General features: G+C 70.2%; 9 protein-coding genes. 5 read left to right on the top strand and 4 right to left on the bottom strand.

What is annotated here, in order from left to right:
* Positions 1-2: 2 nt before the first annotated feature.
* The 3 genes from WAE60_RS06495 to WAE60_RS06485 all read right to left on the bottom strand — a co-directional run bounded on the left by WAE60_RS06495 (position 3) and on the right by WAE60_RS06485 (position 6879).
* Entirely contained in the window at positions 3-2351 is a 2349-nt protein-coding gene (locus WAE60_RS06495; protein WP_337685478.1) for a glycoside hydrolase family 95 protein, read from the bottom strand.
* A gap of 24 nt (positions 2352-2375) precedes the next feature.
* Positions 2376-3260 (bottom strand): rhamnogalacturonan acetylesterase, encoded by an 885-nt coding sequence (locus WAE60_RS06490; RefSeq protein WP_337685477.1) that lies wholly within the window; start codon positions 3258-3260, stop codon positions 2376-2378.
* A gap of 142 nt (positions 3261-3402) precedes the next feature.
* Positions 3403-6879 carry a TonB-dependent receptor gene (locus WAE60_RS06485; RefSeq protein WP_337685476.1) on the bottom strand — a complete coding sequence of 1159 codons (3477 nt, stop codon included), beginning with the start codon at positions 6877-6879 and terminating at the stop codon, positions 3403-3405.
* A 309-nt stretch (positions 6880-7188) separates the two neighbouring features.
* Here WAE60_RS06485 and WAE60_RS06480 point away from each other — a divergent pair, with 309 nt between their 5' ends.
* The 3 genes from WAE60_RS06480 to WAE60_RS06470 are packed head-to-tail and all read left to right on the top strand — an operon-like array spanning position 7189 to position 11906.
* Positions 7189-7833, top strand: coding sequence for a sigma-70 family RNA polymerase sigma factor (locus WAE60_RS06480; RefSeq protein WP_029915318.1), 645 nt, complete (start codon positions 7189-7191; stop codon positions 7831-7833).
* Positions 7811-8797 (top strand): FecR domain-containing protein, encoded by a 987-nt coding sequence (locus WAE60_RS06475; RefSeq protein ID WP_337685475.1) that lies wholly within the window; start codon positions 7811-7813, stop codon positions 8795-8797. The genes WAE60_RS06480 and WAE60_RS06475 overlap by 23 nt, the downstream gene beginning before the upstream one ends.
* Entirely contained in the window at positions 8787-11906 is a 3120-nt protein-coding gene (locus WAE60_RS06470) for a TonB-dependent receptor (protein WP_337685474.1), read from the top strand. The genes WAE60_RS06475 and WAE60_RS06470 overlap by 11 nt, the downstream gene beginning before the upstream one ends.
* Position 11907: 1 nt before the next feature.
* Here WAE60_RS06470 and WAE60_RS06465 read toward each other — a convergent pair whose 3' ends face one another.
* Positions 11908-12942, bottom strand: a complete 1035-nt coding sequence (locus tag WAE60_RS06465) for a LacI family DNA-binding transcriptional regulator (RefSeq protein ID WP_337685473.1) — start codon at positions 12940-12942, stop codon at positions 11908-11910.
* A gap of 217 nt (positions 12943-13159) precedes the next feature.
* On the opposite strand from WAE60_RS06465, the gene WAE60_RS06460 reads away from it, so the two are divergent.
* Together WAE60_RS06460 and WAE60_RS06455 are read left to right on the top strand one after the other, a co-directional pair.
* Positions 13160-14725 (top strand): glycoside hydrolase family 28 protein, encoded by a 1566-nt coding sequence (locus WAE60_RS06460; protein WP_337685472.1) that lies wholly within the window; start codon positions 13160-13162, stop codon positions 14723-14725.
* Positions 14726-14778: 53 nt separating this feature from the next.
* Positions 14779-17853, top strand: coding sequence for a TonB-dependent receptor (locus WAE60_RS06455; protein WP_337685471.1), 3075 nt, complete (start codon positions 14779-14781; stop codon positions 17851-17853).
* Positions 17854-17879: the final 26 nt, after the last annotated feature.

Below are 17879 nucleotides of genomic sequence, written 5' to 3'. Positions count from 1 at the left end.
GCTCAGGCTCTCCGCAGCACGCCGTCGCGCACCGTCAGGCGGACGCGCTGGCCCTTCTTGAGGTCGAGGTCGATCGCGGCGGCGCCGTAGCGCACGTGGTGGCGGCCATCGGCGGCGGCGGTCAGCACCGCCGTCTCCAGCTTGCCGCGGGACCAGATCACGTCCACCCCCACCGCCCCCCGGGCGCGCAGGCCCGTCAGATGTCCGGTCGGCCAGGTCGACGGCAGGGCCGGCAGCAGCAGGATCTGATCGTTGCGGCTCTGCAGGATCATCTCGGTCATGCCCGAGGTCCCGCCGAAATTGCCGTCGATCTGGAACGGCGGGTGAGCGTCGAACATGTTGGGATAGGTCCGCTCGGGACCCAGCAGCAGCGACAGGATCCTGTGCGCCCGGTCGCCGTCGCCCAGACGCGACCACAGGTTCAGCCGCCAGGCGATGGCCCAGCCGGTCGAGATGTCGCCCCGGGTGTTCAGCGACACCTTGGCCGCGTCGGCCAGCTTGGGCGTGGTGTCGACCGCGATCTGGTCGCTGGGGAACACGCCGTACAGGTGCGAGACGTGGCGGTGATGGATGTCGTCGGCGTCGGCGTCCCAGTCCTCCTGCCACTCCTGCAGCTGGCCGTCCTTGCCGATCTTGTAGGGCGCCAGCTTCTCGCGGGCGGCCGTCAGCTGGGCGGCGAAGTCGGCGTCGGTCCCCAGGATGGCGACCGACTTGATGCAGGCGGTGAACAGGTCGCGGATGATCGCCTGGTCCATGGTCGGCCCCGCGACCAGGGACGAGCCGTGGCCGTGGCTGTTCTCCGGCGAGATCGACGGGTTGGTGACCAGCTTGCCGGACTTGGGATCGACCACCAGGGCGTCCAGGAAGAACAGGGCCGAGCCGCGCATCAGCGGATAGACGTCGGCCAGGTAGGCGCGGTCGCGGCTGTAGTCGTAGTGGTCCCACAGGTGCTTGCAGAGCCAGGCCCCGCCGGTCGGCCACACCCCGAACTTGGCGCCGTCGATCGGCCCGCTGGCCCGCCACAGGTCGGTGTTGTGGTGGGCGACCCAGCCGCGGGCGTCGTACATCACCTTGGCCGTGCGGGCGCCGGTGACGGACAGGTCGCGGACCATCTCGATCAGCGGGGTCACGCACTCGGCCAGGCCCGTCGGCTCGGCCGGCCAGTAGTTCATCTCGGTGTTGATGTTGATGGTGTACTTGCCGCCCCACGGCGGGAAGGTCTTGTCGTTCCACACGCCCTGCAGGTTGGCGGCCTGACCGCCGGGTCGCGAGCAGGCGATCAGCAGATAGCGGCCGTACTGGTAGTACAGCGCCGCCAGGGCCGGGTCGTCGGTGGTCTGCGAGACCTTGATGCGCTCGTCGGTCGGGTTCAGGGCCGCCGTGGTGGTCCCGAAATCGACGCCCACGCGGCGGAACAGCGCCCGGTGGTCGGTCTGGTGGGCGGCCAGCAGGGTCCGCCAGCCCTTGGCCGAGGCCTTGGCCAGCACCGCCTTGTTGATCGCGACCGGGTCGCCGCCCACGTCGTCGAAGCGGCGATAGCTGGTGGCGGCGGCGATCAGCAGCAGCACCTCGTCGGCGTCCGCCACCGACAGCACGCCGTCCTTGGCGCTCAGCGTCCCGCCCTTGTTCAGCACCTGGACGCGGCATTCGAACGTCAGCTTCGCCGGGATGTCCTGCTGGCTGTCGTTGGCGCCGGCCAGGACCAAGGTGTCGCGGCCCTCGACGCTGGAGACCGGCTTGGACTTCAGCGGGCTGTCGAACGACAGATCGACCGAGATCGCCCTGCCCTTGTCGGCGCTGAGCCGCACGGCGATGACCCGGTCCGGATAGCTGCCGATCACCTGGCGGGTGTAGGTCGTCCCGCCGACCGCGAAGCGGGTCGTGGCGATCGCGCCGTCCAGGTCCAGGTCGCGGACATAGCCGGTCGGCTGGCCGTCCAGGCCGGGGAAGGCCAGCTTCAGGTCGCCGATGGTCTGGTACGACATCTGCCGCTTGGGCGTGGCCATGAAGCGGGCGTCGGCCACCTCGGTCGCCTTGGCGTAGTCGCCGGCGTCGATCAGGGCGCGGATCTCCGGCAGGGCCTTCAGCGCCTCGGGATTGGCCGGGTCGTAGGGCCCGCCCGCCCACAGGGTGTCCTCGTTCAGCTGCAGCCGCTCGGCCGCCACCCCGCCGAACACCATCGCGCCCATGCGGCCCGAGCCGATCGGCAGGGCCTCGACCCACTCCTGGGCCGGCTGGCGGTACCAGAGGCGCAGGGGCGAGGCCGGCGCGGCGGCGCGCGCCGAGCTCAGGCCGCCGGTCGCGGCGGCGCCGGCGGCCAGCGCCAGGGTGGTTCTACGGGTCAGGCGCACGGCGAGGTCCTTCGAGACGCGGAACTAGGGGATCAGGAAGCGGCGCAGGGCCGGCACGGCCTTGGCCAGGTCGGCGGTGACGATCGTCGCGAAATAGTCCGCGCCGGTCTCGCCCAGGTGGGTGTAGTCGAACGACAGCTTGGCCTGGCCCATCGGCTCGACGGCGGCGTTGTTCTGAGCGGGCGGCGGCGACGCGGCGGGAGCCGGCGCGGCCGCGCCCGGCGCCGGCGTGTCGGCGGCGATCGTCGTGCCCGTCCGGGCCGCCTCCAGCACGTGGGGCGCCGGCGGGCGCTGGGCGAAGCGCGTCGCCTCGGCCGCGCCCATCGCCTGGACGGCCGCGTGGCTGTCGGCGTGCAGGTCGACCAGGGGCGTGCCGGTCTCCGCCGAGACCTTGCGGACCGCCTCGGCCCAGGGGCCCAGGTCGTCGACCAGTTGGCCGCCCTTGAACTGGCGGCGGGTCAGCGGGGTCACCAGCACCGGCTTGCCACCGGCCGCGCGGATCTCGTCGACATAGGCCTTCAGATTGGCCGGGAATTCCGTGGCCAGGTCGGTCGAGCGCCCCGGCTTGCCGGGCTGGTCGTTATGGCCGAACTGGACCAGCACGTAGGTGTCGTTGAAGCCGCCTGATTTGATCTCGTTCAACGCCAAGGCCCACGATCCTTCCGTCCGGTAGTTGCCGCTGCTGCGGCCGCCCCGGGCCAGATTGATGCAGGCGGCGAACGACGTCACGTGCTTGGCGCAGAAGCTGGGTCCCCAGCCGCCCTGGACGGCCGTCGTGGAGTCGCCGACCAGCACGATCTTGATCGCGTTGAAGTGCGGCGGCGGGTTGGGGACCGGCGTCTGGGCCCGGGCGGCGGAGGCGGAACCGACCGCCAGGCCGGCGGCGAGGACAAGGGCCGTGAAACGCATCCGTCGACTCCGGACTCTGTACTGGAAAAAAGGTGACGGACGGCCGGAAAGGACGGCCATCCGCCGAAGTCACCGCGGGAGGCGGCTTGGCGATCGGCCGCGATCGCGCCGGCGTCGAGCCGGGCGACCGCGCCGGATGGGGTCAGTACTTGTAGCGGATGCCGATCCGGTAGTTCGGGCCGGCGCCGCCGTAGGACTGGATGACCGGGTCGTTGTAGCTGAACCGTTCGGACATCTCGTTGGTGATGTTCAGCGCCTCGAAGGTGATGCTGACCTGCTCGATCGGCGAGTAGCGCATGGAGAAGTCGACGTTCATGGTCGACTTGGCGCCGTTGAACTCGTTGATCAGCGGGCTGTCGCACGCCGCGCCGGTGGATTGCAGGCCCGGATCGCAGTTGCCCGCCGCCAGCGGATAGGCGGTGTAGTACTGGTCGCGATAGGCCGTGGAGATGCGGGCGTTGAACTTGTCGGTCTCGTAGTAGACCGTGAAGTTGACGCCCTTGGGCGACGAGCCCAGCCACGGCGCCTTGCCGTAGGTCGGCGCCTTGGTGACCACGCCGGTCGTGGCGTTCACCGACCCCGGATCCAGGATGTAGGTCAGCTCGGTGTCCAGCTTGGTGGCGTTGAACTGGATGCCCAGGTTCTTGAAGTACCAGGGCAGGAAGGTCAGGTCCTGCTGGAAGTTGAACTCCCAGCCCTGGAGGACCCCGCCGGGCGCGTCGCGGACCTGGCGGGCCAGGAACGGATAGTTGGCGTCGATATAGGCCCGGCGCAGGACGTCGGCGCCGGTCGCGCCCGGGAACTGGGCCTTCAGCGCGGTGATCGCGTCGGCGTCGAGGAACTCGGTCAGCGGCGCTTCGTAGAAGATCGTCTGCGGGTACGACGAGATGTCCTTGCGGAAGTAGGCCAGACTGATCAGGCCGCCCGGACGGAAGTACCACTCGGCCGCCAGGTCGTAGGCCTCGCCGCGGAACGGCGACAGCTTGGGATTGCCCACCGTCAGCGTGCCGCCCGTCGTCGAGCCGTCGCCCGGGACGCTGATGCCGGTCACGGCCGGCGACAGGTTGCCCAGCAGCGGACGGGCCATGACCTTGGCCGCGGCGGCGCGGATGTAGAAGTTGTGGAAGGCCTCGAACGTCACGTTGCCCGACGGCAGGGTGTCGTCATAGCTGTTGCCGCCGTAGATCGGCCGGCCGGCGGTGGTTTCGCCCTGGGCGTCCACGGCGGTGTGGGTCTGGCGGATGCCGACATTGCCCGACAGGCGCCGCCCGTCCAGGACGTCGTAGTTGAAGTCGAACTCGGCGTAGTAGGCGTAGTTCTTCTCGCTCACCGCGAACGAGGCCGAGCGGTTGCGCTTCCGCGTGATGCGGTAGTCGCCGTACTTGTTGATGCAGTTGCAGGTGAAGCCGAAGACCTTGTCGAAGGCCTCCAGGCTGGGCGCGAAGAAGCTGGTCGTCGTACCCTCCGGCACGTCCAGGCCCTGGCCGAACTCGATCACCTGGCCCAGCGAGGCGATGCTGACGCCGGCTTCCTTCTCGGTCGGGTTCAGCAGGTCGCTGTTGCGCTCGAACTGGTTGGTGCTGAACTCGTACTTGCGCCCGGTGGCGCCGAACTTCAGCGACCAGTTGTCGTCCACCTCGTAAGTGAAGTCGGCCTTCACGCCCTTGTAGGTGTTGTCGGTCTCGCGCTTGTAGTTGCGCATGGCCGAGAAGCCCTTGATGATCCCCCACTTCTTGGGATCGGCGGCGTTGAAGCCGGCGTCGAACCGCGGCATGCCGGTGGCACCCCGCTCGTCGAAGATGAAGGCCTCCTGGGCGTCCATGTAGTTGAACTCGACCAGGGTGCCCTGGTTGTCGTTCTTGGACTCCGACATGCCCGCGCTGAACTGGCCGCGGAACTTGTCGCTGAACTCGTGGGTCAGGTCGAGCGACACCTGCTTGAAGTCGGTCGTGTAGGCGCCGCGGTCGGCGTACGAGCGCCAGTCGACGTTGCCCAGCTTCAGATATTCGGCGTTCTGGCCCACGACCTCGGCGTCGAGCAGCTTGACCGACGGACGGCCGATCAGGTCGCCGCGGAACGGCAGCGAGGCTTCGGGTCCGGCGTAACCGGGCGACAGCGGGTTCGTATAGTACTCGTACGGATCGAGGTTGTAGGGCGTGTAGCTGAAGCTGTAGCCCGGCAGCGGGGTCGTGCCGTACAGCGACTGGCCGCAGTCCTGGCCGGGGTTCAGATCGGTCTCGTCGGCGTAGGTGCAGGTGCCGGGATACAGCGCGCGGCGCTGGGCCGCCGTCATGGCCGTTCCGGCCCGCGCGGTCGCCGTGGGGACGTTCGCGCCGTACTGGTAGCTGGCGTTGGTGTTGTTGCGGTTCAGGCCGACGGGCGAGAGGCCGTAGTTGGTGGTCTCGCTCTTGAAGCGCGAATACAGGGCGTCGACCGTCAGCTTGGTGCGCTCGCTGATCTCGATCTGGAACGCGGCGGTCAGGCCCAGACGCTCGGTGTCGACGTCCTTCTCGGTCAGCGACGGCAGGGCCGGGAAGCGGATCAGCGAGTCGTTGCAGCCCGGGCTGGTCGGGGTCACGCCCGCGACGGGCGCCGCCGTGGCGGCCGCGCAGTTCGGATAGAGCTTGGCGTAGGCCGCCGGGTCCGAGCCGGTCATCTCGGCGTAGGCGGCCGGGTTGGCCAGCGGGTTGTAGTAGTTGGCCGGGTTGGCCTTGTAGGCGTCCAGCGCCGCGCCCGTCAGGGTGGTCGGGATCAGGGCGCGGAACACCGTGCCGGTCGGGGCGGCGAAGCCGGCGCGGCCGGGCAGCTCGTCGCCGGTCCAGGTCGAGCCGCGATAGGTGTAGTCCGACGAGCCGCCGCCGCGCGCATAGCTGTCGTCCACCGACTTGCGCTTGGCGTAGGCGCCCGAGACCAGCATGCCGACCTTGCCGTCGAACCACCGGTCGGAGGCCAGGGCGGTCAGGCGCGGGCTGTGGGTCTTGCCGTTCTCGTAATAGGAATCCTCGGCCGAGGCCGCGAAGGCGGCGCCCTTGTAGTCGAAGGGCTTGCCGGTGATCAGGTCGACCGTCGCGCCCAGCGAACCTTCGTCCGCCGAGGCCGACGACGACTTGGTCACCCGCACCGAGCTGAACAGCTCCGAGGCGAAGGCGTTGAAGTCGAAGGCCCGCGAGCGGTTGGGGCTGGAGCCGGAGTCGTTGGCGGCGCCCGTCGACAGCGCCTCCATGTTGTTGATCCGCACGCGGCTGAAGTCGCCGCTCAGGCCGCGGACGCTGATCGTGCGCCCCTCGCCGTTGTCGCGGTCGATCGAGATGCCGGGCAGGCGCTGCAGGGATTCGGCCAGGTTCGAATCCGGGAAGTCGGCGATGTCCTCGGCGTTGATGGCGTCGAGCATGACGTCCGAGGTCTTCTTGGTCTCCATCGCGCTGCGCAGCGAGGCGCGGTAGCCGGTGACGACCACCTCGTCGACGGTGTTCTCGACGGCGGCCCCTGAAGCGGTCTGGGCCTGGGCGGCGGTGGTCGCCAGACCCATCGAAAGGCCCGCCGTCAGAGCGGCCGTCAGCGCCAGGCGCGATGAGTTGCGCAGCAGGGCGCAGGTGTGCGGATGCATGGACTTGGTCATGGACTCTTCCTCCCCAGATCGTCCTGGCGGTTCGCGAGCCGCCATTTTTCGTCCGGCCTTTTGTCACCGGTGTCATTAGGATAGACATGGCGAGAACGCGGAGAAAAGAGGAAAAGTTAGCGGTATCATACTAAAATTGCTGAATATTTTTCCCCTTTTCAGAGCGGAAGGAAACGACGATTTCGCCATGTCGATCCGCACAAAAAAGTTCGTGTCGCTCCGATTTTTTTCGCTTCCGGTTGATCGCGGGGCCCTTCCCCCTCATCGTCGCGGCCTCAAGAAAAAGACCGACGTGACTGGGGAGCACCGGTGTTCGAGGCGAAGACGCCCAAGCTTCGAATCGTCAGGCCAAGCCGCGTCGAGCCAACCGGCGTCGGGCCGGATCGCGTCGAAGGCCGATGGCGCGACCGTCCGTCCTATTCGGCGACCTACGCCCGCGAATGGCGCGACGTCTGCGCCTTCCTGCGCGCCCGGTTCGGCCCCGGCCCTCCCGATCCGGAGGACGTGGCCCAGCAGGCCTTCTTCAAGCTGGGCGAGCTGCAGGGCGCCGAGCGGCTGGAAAGCCCACGGGCCTTCGTGTTCCGCGTGGCGATCAACCTGATGCTGGACGAACGCCGCAGCCTGGCGCGGGCCACCCGGACCCTGGACTCCTCGGCGCCGCTGCTGGCGATGGACAGCGAGGAGGCCCCGGACCTGGAGCGCAGCCTGATCGCCAAGCAGCAGATGGGCCTGCTGGAGAAGGTCGTGCAGGGCCTGCCCGACCGGCACCGCCAATACCTGCTGGCCAACCGTCTGGACGGCCAGAGCTTCGTGGCGATCGCCGAGCGCTTCGGCGTCTCGCAGTCGCTGGTCCGCAAGACCGTCGAGGAGGCCCTGGCCGTCTGCCAGCGCGCCCTGATCCATGGAACCGCCGATTACCGAGGACTGTCGCGTGAACGAAGCCGTCGATCCTGACTCGCCGATCGGCCGGACCGCCCGCGCCTGGGCCCTGGCGGTGGCGGGCGAGGACTTCCCGCCCGAGCGGTCGCGGCTGTTCGGCGCGTGGCTGGACGCCGACCCGCTGCACCGTCGCGCCTATGAGGAGGCCGAAGGCGTGGTCCTGATGCTGGGCGACCTGCGGAGCCTGGGCGTCGCCCCGGCCGCGGCGCGCCCCGCCGCGCGCCGCCCCTCCCCCTGGCGGGTTCCGGCGCTGGCCGCCGCCGGCGGTCTGCTGGCGGCCTGCCTGGCCCTCGTCGTCTTCGCCCTTCCCGGCCCCGCCTACGACACGCGACCGGGCGAGACCCGCCAGATCGCCCTGAACGACGGCAGCCAGATCACCCTGGCCCCGGCCTCGCGCCTGCGGGCCGCCTCGCGCTGGCGGCCGCGCGCCCTGTCGCTGGAGCGCGGCGAAGCCTTCTTCGTCGTCGCCCACCAGGACGGCCATCCGTTCACGGTCCAGGCCGGAGACGCCCTGGTGCGCGTGGTCGGCACGCGGTTCAACGTCCACCACGGCGCCGACCGCGACGTGCGGGTCGAGGTCGAGCAGGGCGTGGTCCAGGTCTCGGACGGCGACGAGGATCGCGCGGTCACCCTGCGCGCCGGCCAGACCGCGCTGGCCGACGCACGCGGCGTCAGCGTCGGCGCGCTGGCCCGGCCGGACCTGGCGGGCGGCTGGCGCCAGGGCCGCCTGGCCTACGAGGACGCGCCCCTGGCCGAGGTGGTCGCCGACCTCAACCGCTATGGCCGGAGCCCGCTGGCCATCGGTTCGGCCTCGACGGGCCGGCTGAAGGTCACCGCCGCCTTCGACATCGCCCAGGCCGACCGCTTCGTCGCCGAACTGCCGCGCGTGCTGCCCGTGCGCCTGGTCCCCGACGGCCAGGGCGGACGGGTCCTGGTGGCCGCCGATCCGAAACGCGCGCCGGAGCCTCATGCCCGGTGACACCCGCGTCGCCGGTCTCGGCTTCCGACTGGCCGGCCTCTCGGCGGCGCTGGCCCTCGGCCTGAGCCTGGCGCCGGCGACGGTCCAGGCCGCGCCGGCCAGGCCCGTCGACCTTCCCGCCCAGCCGCTATCGACCGCCCTGCTCGCCTTGTCGCGCCAGACGGGCGCCATCATCATCGCGCCCGCCGCCCTGGTCCGGGGCCGGTCGGCGCCGGCGGTGCGCGGACGTCTGGAGCCGGCCGAGGCGGCGCGGCGGCTGCTGCGCGGGTCCGACCTGGAGCTGTCGGTCAGCGCCGACGGGGTGATCAGCATCCGCCCCGCCGCGCCGCCGCCCGCCGTCACCCCCTCGCGGCCCCGGCTGCTGCCGCCCGAGGACAGCGAGCCCGCCGCCCTGGGCGCCGTCCAGGTGATCGCCCGCGACGCCGTCAGCGAGGCGCTGTGGCGCAAGCGGCTGTCCGCCGAGAGCAGCGACATCCTCCTGGGCGACGACCTGCGCGGCCTGGCCGAGCCCAGCCTGGGAAACGCCATGCAGATGCTGCCCGGCGTGGCGGTCACCAACGACGGCGGCGAAGGCCGGCAGGTCAGCGTGCGCGGGGTGGGCAGCGAGTTCACCCGGGTGCGCATCAACGGCATGGAGACCCTGGCGACCTTCGGCGGCTCGAACGCCGGCGGCGGCACCAATCGCGGCCGGGCCTTCGACTTCAACGTCTTCGCCAGCGACCTCTTCAACCAGATCCGCGTGCAGAAGACCCCGTCGGCCGATGTCGACGAGGGCTCGCTGGGCGCGACCGTCGACCTGCAGACCCGCTCGCCGCTGGAAGGCCCCCGCTCCCGGGCCCAGCTGACCGTCGAGGCGGCGTACAACTTCGGCAGCGACAAGGCCGTCCCGCGCGTCTCGGCGATCCTGTCGCGCCGCAGCCAGGACGACCGGTTCGGGGTCCTGGTCTCGGGCGCCTACGCCAAGCGGGCGGTCGCCGATGTCGGCACCAACGCCGGGCAATGGCAGGCCGGCGACACGGTCTATCCCGGGTTCGGCGAGGCCGCGCCCGGCGCGCCCGACCTGGCCGCCCTGAACGCCGCCCTCCATCCCCGCATCCCCCGGCTGGAGGCCTTCAGCGTCGAGCAGGAGCGCCTGGGCCTGACCGGCAGCCTGCAGTGGCGGCCGACCGACCGCACCGACCTGTCCCTGGACCTCCTCTATTCTGAACTGTCCTCGGAGCGGCGCGAGGACCTGCTGGAGAGCTTCACCTTCCGCACGTCGGGCGCCTGCCGCGCGCCGCTCAACCCCGACTGCGGCCTGGCCGCGGTGCGGGTGCGCGACGCCACGATCGTCACCCCGCGGCCGGGCCTGTCGGCCCTGGTCGCCGGCACGTTCGACAATGTCGACGTCCGCGCCGAGTCGCGGCTGGACCGGCTGAAGACCATCTTCCGCCAAACCACCCTGTCGGTCAGCCAGCGGCTTTCCGACCAACTGACCCTGAAGGCCCTGGCCGGCTACAGCCGGTCCGATTTCGGCAATCCGCTGCAGGCCACGGTCCAGCTGGACCAGTACGACGTCCAGGGGTTCCGCTACGACTTCCGCGACCGCCGGCGGCCGCTGATCGACTTCGGCTCGGCAGACCTGACGAGCGGCGCCGGCCTGACCCTGGCCGAGGTCCGCTCGGAACCCAACTGGGTGGACAACAGCTTCAAGACCGTCGGCCTCGACCTGGAATGGACGCCGTCGAGCGTCCTGACCGTTCGGGGCGGGGTGCAGCACAAGGTCTATCGCACCGACGCCATCGCCAAGGCGCGGTCGGACGGCAGCATCGCCAACCTCAACGCCGACATCCCGCCGACCCTGGCGGCGATCCCGCCGTCCGCCTACCTGCGCCAGGCCTGGTCGGACCGCTTCGCGACCGCGGCGGGCACGCCCGACGCCTGGCTGGCGCCGGACGTCGCCAAGGCCTTCGCCCTGTTCCAGACGGCCTGCGCGTCCGGCGCCTGCGGCGCGCTGGACCTGGGCCCCGAGCCGCTGCTGGGCCTCAACTACGCGGTCGAGGAGCACGACACCTCCGCCTATTTGCAGGCGGCCTTCGCGGTTCCCGCGATGCTGTCGCTGCACGGCGACCTGGGGCTGCGCTACGCCCACACCCGCCAGGCGTCGCAGGGCTTCACCACCGATCCCGCCGCGCCCGGCTTCGTGGCCCCGGTGTCGGCGACGCGGGACTATGACGACCTGCTGCCGTCGCTCAACCTGGCCGTCGAGCCGCGCCACGACCTGCTGCTGCGCTTCGCCGCCGCTCGGGTGATGGCCCGGCCGGACCTGCGCAGCCTGCGCCCCGGCATCAACGTCTCGACCGGAGGCCTTCGATCGGTCTCGTCCGGCGACCCGTTCCTGCGCCCGGCCCGCGCCGACACCCTGGACACCGCCCTGGAATGGTACTTCGCCCCCGGCGCGATCCTCTCGGCGGCGGTGTTCCACAAGACCATCCATTCCAGCGTCCAGGTCACCTCCACCGCGCCGACGGTGTTCTCCGACAATCCGTTCGGCCTGCCCGACAGCATCGCGACCACGGCGTGCGGCCGCCTGCCCGGCTGCGCGCCGGACCTGCCGATCTGGCAGTTCCTGACGCGGACCGACCAGGGCGGCGGCCATCTGGACGGGATCGAGCTGGCCTTCCAGGCGCCGCTGGACCGGGTCAGGCCGTCCCTGCGTGGCTGGAGCGTCCGGGGCGGGGTGACCTACACCCGCTCGCGCATGCGGTTCTGGGCCCTGGACGGCACGCCGTTCATCGCCCACGACAGCCTGGGCTCGCCGCGCGTCGTGGGCACGATCACCACCGCCTATCGCCGCAACGGCCTGGACCTGCGCGCGACCCTGTCGCATCGCGGCCGCTACCTGACCGCCGTCCCCGCCCCGACCGGCGGCGACATGGACGGGGTCAACGCCTACACCAGCCTGGACCTATCGGCCCGCTACCGGATCGCGCGCGGCTGGTGGCTGACCGCCGCGGGCGGCAACCTGCTGGACCGGGCCCAGCGCCAGTTCACCGACAGCAGCGACCTGGCCAACTACCAGCACCACACCGGACGCGAGGTCCGCCTGGGGCTGGAAGCGCGGTTCTAGCCTAGACCTCCCCCGGGGCGGCCATCGACTGGCGCTGGATCAGGCTGAGAGCGATCGGCTCGTGCGACGATGCGCTCTTCGGGTCCTCGATCATGGCCAGCAGGCTCTCCGTCGCCAGCCGGGCCATCTCGGTCAGGGGGCGGCGGATCGTGGTCAGGGCCGGCGTGATCATCGCGGCCAGGTCGCTGCCGTCGAACCCGGCCACCGACAGCTGGCCGGGGACGTCGACGCCGCGCTCGCGGGCGGCCTTGATCACCGCCGCCGCCATGATGTCGTTGCAGGCGAAGATGGCCGTGGGCGGCTGGTCGAGCGAGAGCAGCGCATCGGCCGCGGCCAGGCCGCTGTCGAAGCCGTAGTCGCCCTTCTGGAGATAGGCGTCCGGCATCGGCCCGGGCAGCGCCGCCAGGAAGCCGGCCTTGCGCTGCTGGGCAGAGCGGAAGTGCGGCGGGCCTTCGATCATGGCGATCCGGCGATGGCCCAGCTCGACCAGTCGCCGGCCCAGCTCGAACGTCGCCCCCCGCTCGTCGCTGACCAGCATGCAGGGATATTCCGGCAGCGACACCGAGGCGATGCCCACCGAAGGCACGCCCAGCTGGGTCAGGCGCGCCGGGATCGCGGCGATCTCGGAGGTGGGCGGCAGGACGATCAGCCCGTCCACCCGCGAGCGGCGCACGAAACTCTCGACGTCGGCGGCCACCTCGGGATCGCCGAACCGCACCGGGTGGACGACCAGCTCGTAGCCGTGCCGCGAGCAGGTCTCGACGATGCCCCGCTGCAGGGCGCTGATCACGTGGGCGTTGGGGTCGTCCTGCACCACCGCGATCAGGAACGAGCGCCCCGAGGCCAGGGCCCGGGCGCGGATGCTGGGGCTGTAGCCGAGCCGCGCGATGGTCTCCAGGACCGTCTTGCGGGTCTCGTCGCCGACATTGGGCGCCTTGTTGAGCACCCGCGAGACCGTGCGAATCGAGACGCCCGCCGCCTCGGCCACGTCGTCGATCGTCACCGACAGTGTCGCGCCGAATTCGCCTTGAGCCACCGAAGCCCTCCCGTTTTCCCACCATATGGCATAGCGCGCCTTTGACAGCGTTGCCAGCGCTAGCAGCTCATGTGCCAGCGCTGGCATTTTCAATGCTACCGGTACCAAAATCATTTGACACCGGTGGTATCCGACTGTTTCCTGCCTGCAACGAGCCTGCGGAAGACAGGTTTTCAACGAGGGGACGCGCAGGATGAGACTGGATCGAAGAGGGCTCGTGCTCGCGGGCCTGGCCGGCGCTTCGGCGCTCTCCGCCGCCCCTGCTTCCGCCCAACCCCAAGACCTTCGGGCCAAGCGCACCGACCCGGCCGCCCACTGGTTCAACATCCGCGACTTCGGCGCCGTGGGCGACGGCGCGGCCGTCGACTCCCCCGCCGTCAACAAGGCCATCGACGCCGCCGCGGCCCAGGGCGGCGGGGTCGTGCATTTCCCGCCCGGGACTTATGCCTGCTACACCCTGCGCCTGAAGAGCAAGGTCACCCTGCACCTGGGCGAAGGCGCCGTGCTGCTGGCCGCCGCCCCGACCGGCGTCGCGCCCAACGGCTATGACGATCCCGGCCCCGGCGCCGGCAACGCCTATCAGGACTACGGTCACAGCCACTGGACCAACAGCCTGATCTTCGGCGAGGGCCTGCACGACGTCGCCATCGTCGGGACCGGCCTGATCTGGGGCAAGGGCCTGACCCGCGGCCACCGCTTCCCCGACGATCCGCCGGACGTTTCCGGCCCCGGCGTCGGCGACAAGGCGATCGCCCTGAAGAACTGCCGCAACGTGCTGCTGCGCGACTTCAAGATCCTGCAAGGCGGCTGGTTCGCCCTGCTGGCCACGGGCGTCGACAACATGACGATCGACAATCTGATCGTCGACACCAACCGCGACGGCCTGGACATCGACTGCTGCCGCAACGTGCGGGTCACCAACTGCACGATCAACTCGCCGTGGGACGACGGCATCTGCCCCAAGAGCTCGTTCGCCCTGGGCTACGCCCGCCCCACCGAGAACCTGACGATCTCCGACTGCCTGCTGACCGGCAATTACGAGATGGGCTCGGTGATCGACGGCACCTGGAAGACCATGCCGCCCGGCTTCCACGGCTACGGCCGGATCAAGCTGGGCACGGAGTCGAACGGCGGCTTCAAGAACGTGACGATCACCAACTGCGTGTTCGACCACTGCTACGGCATCGCCCTGGAGACGATGGACGGGGCGCTGACCGAAGACATCGCCATCAGCAACATCACTATGCGCGGCCTGGGCTTCCCGCCCCTGTTCCTGCGCCTGGGCAGCCGCATGCGCGGCCCGGCCGGCGTCGAGGTGGGTAAGCTGCGGCGGATCACGATCCAGAACATCGTCAGCCACGGGGCCACGTTCCAGCCCTCGATCATCGCCGGCGTGGCCGGCCATCCGGTCGAGGACGTCAAGATCAGCGACGTCTACTTCCATTCACAGGGCGGCGGCTCGGCCGAGCTGGCCCGCCGCCAGCCGCCCGAGGCCGACAAGGCCTATCCGGACCCGGACATGTTCGGCGACCTGCCCGCCACCGGCTTCTTCATCCGCCACGCCCGCAACATCGAGATGAGCAACGTCGAGATCGCGGTCGAGGCGCCCGACGCCCGCCCCGCCTTCTGGATGCGGGACGTCCAGGACATCGACCTCTTCCGACTCCGCCTGCCCAAGGCTCCGGCCAACTTCGCGCTGGACCAGGTCACGGGCTTCCGGAGCTTCGGCGGCCGCTGGCTCGAGGATCACCGTTTCGACGGGACCGTCAGCCAGACCTTCTAACCGACCTTATGCGCAACGAGCGGCCCCAAGAGCCGCCTCAGGAGGGAACGACAATGAACAAGCACTACTTCGGCGCGGCTTCGCCCGCCGTCCTGGCCGCGGCTCTGCTGCTTGTGCCAGCGCTGGCACAAGCCCAGGCCACGCCGCCGGCGACCGCCAACGACGACGCGTCGACGGTCGAGACCGTGGTGGTCACCGGCTCGCGCCTGGCCTCGCGGGGCTTCAGCGCGCCGACGCCGGTGTCGGTCGTGGGGGCCGAGGAGTTCAAGCTGTCCGGCACCGTGAACGCCGAACAGCTGCTGGGCACCAACCCGCAGTTCGTGGGCTCGCAGAACAACGGCCAGACCGCCAACACCGTGCCCGGCGGCACCGCCACGCTGAACCTGCGCGGCTTCGGGGCGCAGCGGAACCTGGTGCTGGTCAACGGCCGGCGCTTCGCCATCGCCGGCGCCGACCAGACCACCGACATCAACACGATCCCCGTCTCGCTGATCAAGCAGACCGAGGTGGTGACCGGCGGCTCGTCGGCGGTCTACGGCTCGGACGCCATCACCGGCGTCGTCAACTTCATCATGCGCGACGACTTCGAGGGCGTGGAGATCAACGGCCAGACCAGCTGGGACAGCCACACCACCACCCCGACCTACAACCTCGACCTGACGGTGGGCGGCAACTTCGCCGAGGGCCGCGGCAACGCCGTCGTCTCGGTCAACTACCTGGATCGCGGCGCCATCTCGCGCGGCATGCGCGGGCACTGGACCTATGACTCCCTGTCGGACGGCTGCGTCACCGCCGGCTCGTTCAGCAAGAGCAAGGCCGGCGTGCCGCTGGCCATCCCGGCCGGCCAGACCTGCGCCCAGGCCGGCGGCCGCATGGGCCTGATCGCCGGCGGCAGCGGCGACATCCCCAACGGCCGCTTCACCGGCGTGCCGACCGTCGGCGGCGCGGGCTCGACCCCGGGCCTGGACGCGGCCCTGATCGCCGCCGGCCTGAGCGGCATGGGCTCGCGCGGCTTCACCTTCGACACCGCCGGCACGACGGCCCGCCCCGCCCTGACCCCGCAGGACGACTTCAACCTGGGTCCCGACAACTACCTGATCATCCCGCAGAAGCGCTGGATGCTGAACGCCTTCAGCCACTACGACTTCAACAGCCGGATGACGGGCTACGTGGAGGGCCACTTCAGCAACAACGTCGTCGACATGCAGCTGGCGCCGACGAACATCAACGGCCCGTTCCTGTTCAACACCAACAACCCCTACCTCTCGCCCCAGATGCAGGAGGTGCTCCGGCAGATGGACCTGAAGGAGGTGGGGACCACGACGGTGACCACCGGCACCGCCACCCGCACCACCGTGGCCGGCGACGGCCTGGCGGTGATCAATGTGGGCCGTCGCCTGCGCGAGATCGGCCTGCGCCGCAACAACGCCGAGCGCAACGTCTGGCGCTTCGCGACCGGCCTGCGCGGCGACCTGGGCAGCGTCTCGGACAGCTTCCTGCGCAACCTCAGCTACGACGCCTACTACACCTACGCCCGCACCTCCGAGACCGACCACCAGGAGGGCAACGCCTCGCGCAGCCGCTTCCAGGCCAACCTGCTGTCGGTGGGCGGCGCCCCGCCGGTGCTGAACATCTTCGGGGCCAACATCTCGACGGCCGGGGTCCAGGCGATCTCGATCGCGGCCACCAACATCACCGAGGCCGAGCAGCAGGTCGCGGCGGCCAACCTGTCGGGCGAGGCCTTCAGCCTGCCGGCCGGCCCGGTCGACTTCTCCACCGGCTTCGAGTGGCGCTACAACTCGGCCCGCTACACCCCCGACGAGTTCCTGCGCTCGGGCGACGTGGTCGGCTTCAACCCCGGCCTGCCGACCGGCGGCAGCACGATCGTCAAGGAAGTCTACGGCGAGGCCCGCGTGCCGATCCTGGCCGACCTGCCGTTCGTCAAGAACCTCAGCGCCAACGGCGCCTTCCGCTACTCCGACTATAACCTGAAGGGCGTCGGCGGGGTCTGGACCTACTCGGTCGGCGGCGCCTGGCAGGTGACGTCCGACGTCAACTTCCGCGGCCAGTTCCAGCACGCCATCCGCGCCCCGAACGTCGGCGAGCTGTACGGCGGCCTGGCCCAGAGCTTCGACGCGGCCACCGACCCGTGCTCGAGCCGCGCCCCCGTCGCCCAGCAGACCGCCGCCGTCCGCGCCGTCTGCGTGGCCACCGGCGTCCCCGCCGCGGCGGTCTTCACGCCCGGCGTGCAGTCCAACACGATCATCGGCAACCTGCAGGGCGGCAATCCGAACGTCGGCATCGAGAAGTCCGACACCTACACGTTCGGCGCCGTCATCACCCCGCGCGCCCTGCCCGGCCTGGCCGTCAGCATCGACTACTTCAACATCAACCTGGACGGCGCGATCTCGGCCCTGGGCGGCGGCCTGAACAACACCCTCAACCTCTGCTACAACATCGTCCAGAACGCCTCGAGCGAGTTCTGCCAGGCGATCAAGCGCAACCCGGTCACCGGCGAGATCGCCCCGCCCTATTACGCGACGATCACCAACGCCAACACCGGGGGCCTGAAGACCGCCGGCGTCGACTTCGTGGCCAACTACCGGTTCAGCGCCGACTTCGGCATCCCGGGCCTCAGCCAGGACAGCCGGTTCGAGATCTCCACCCAGTGGACCTGGCTGGACGAGTTCACCTCGACCCCCGTCCAGGCCTTCCCGAACATCAAGAACTACTGCGTGGGCGCCTACGGCCCGACCTGCGGCCAGCCGATCCCCGAATGGAAGGGCGGCACGCAGGTGATCTGGCGCACCGGCCCGCTGACCCTGAACCTGCGCCACCGCTATGTCGGCGAGGTCATGACCGACAAGTACATCCTGCCCAAGCGCGCGGGCGGGACCGTTCCGAGCCTGGACACCCTGACCAACCCCAAGCTGCCGGCCCAGAACTACTTCGACGCCTCGTTCACCTACGACATCGTCGAGAACGTCCAGGTGTACGGCGGCGTCAACAACATCGCCGACCGGGACCCGCCGGTCCTGGGCAGCTCGTCGCCGTCGGCCAACACCTACGCGGCCACCTACGACGTCCTGGGAACCACCTTCTTCCTGGGCGGCAAGCTGAAGTTCTAGAGACGTCCGGAGGAGACGTGTGTTTC

The organism is Caulobacter sp. CCG-8 (assembly GCF_037402475.1).
Classification (GTDB): Bacteria; Pseudomonadota; Alphaproteobacteria; order Caulobacterales; family Caulobacteraceae; genus Caulobacter.
Note: the sequence above shows the minus strand (reverse complement) of the source record. Positions and strands in the feature narration are given on the sequence as shown.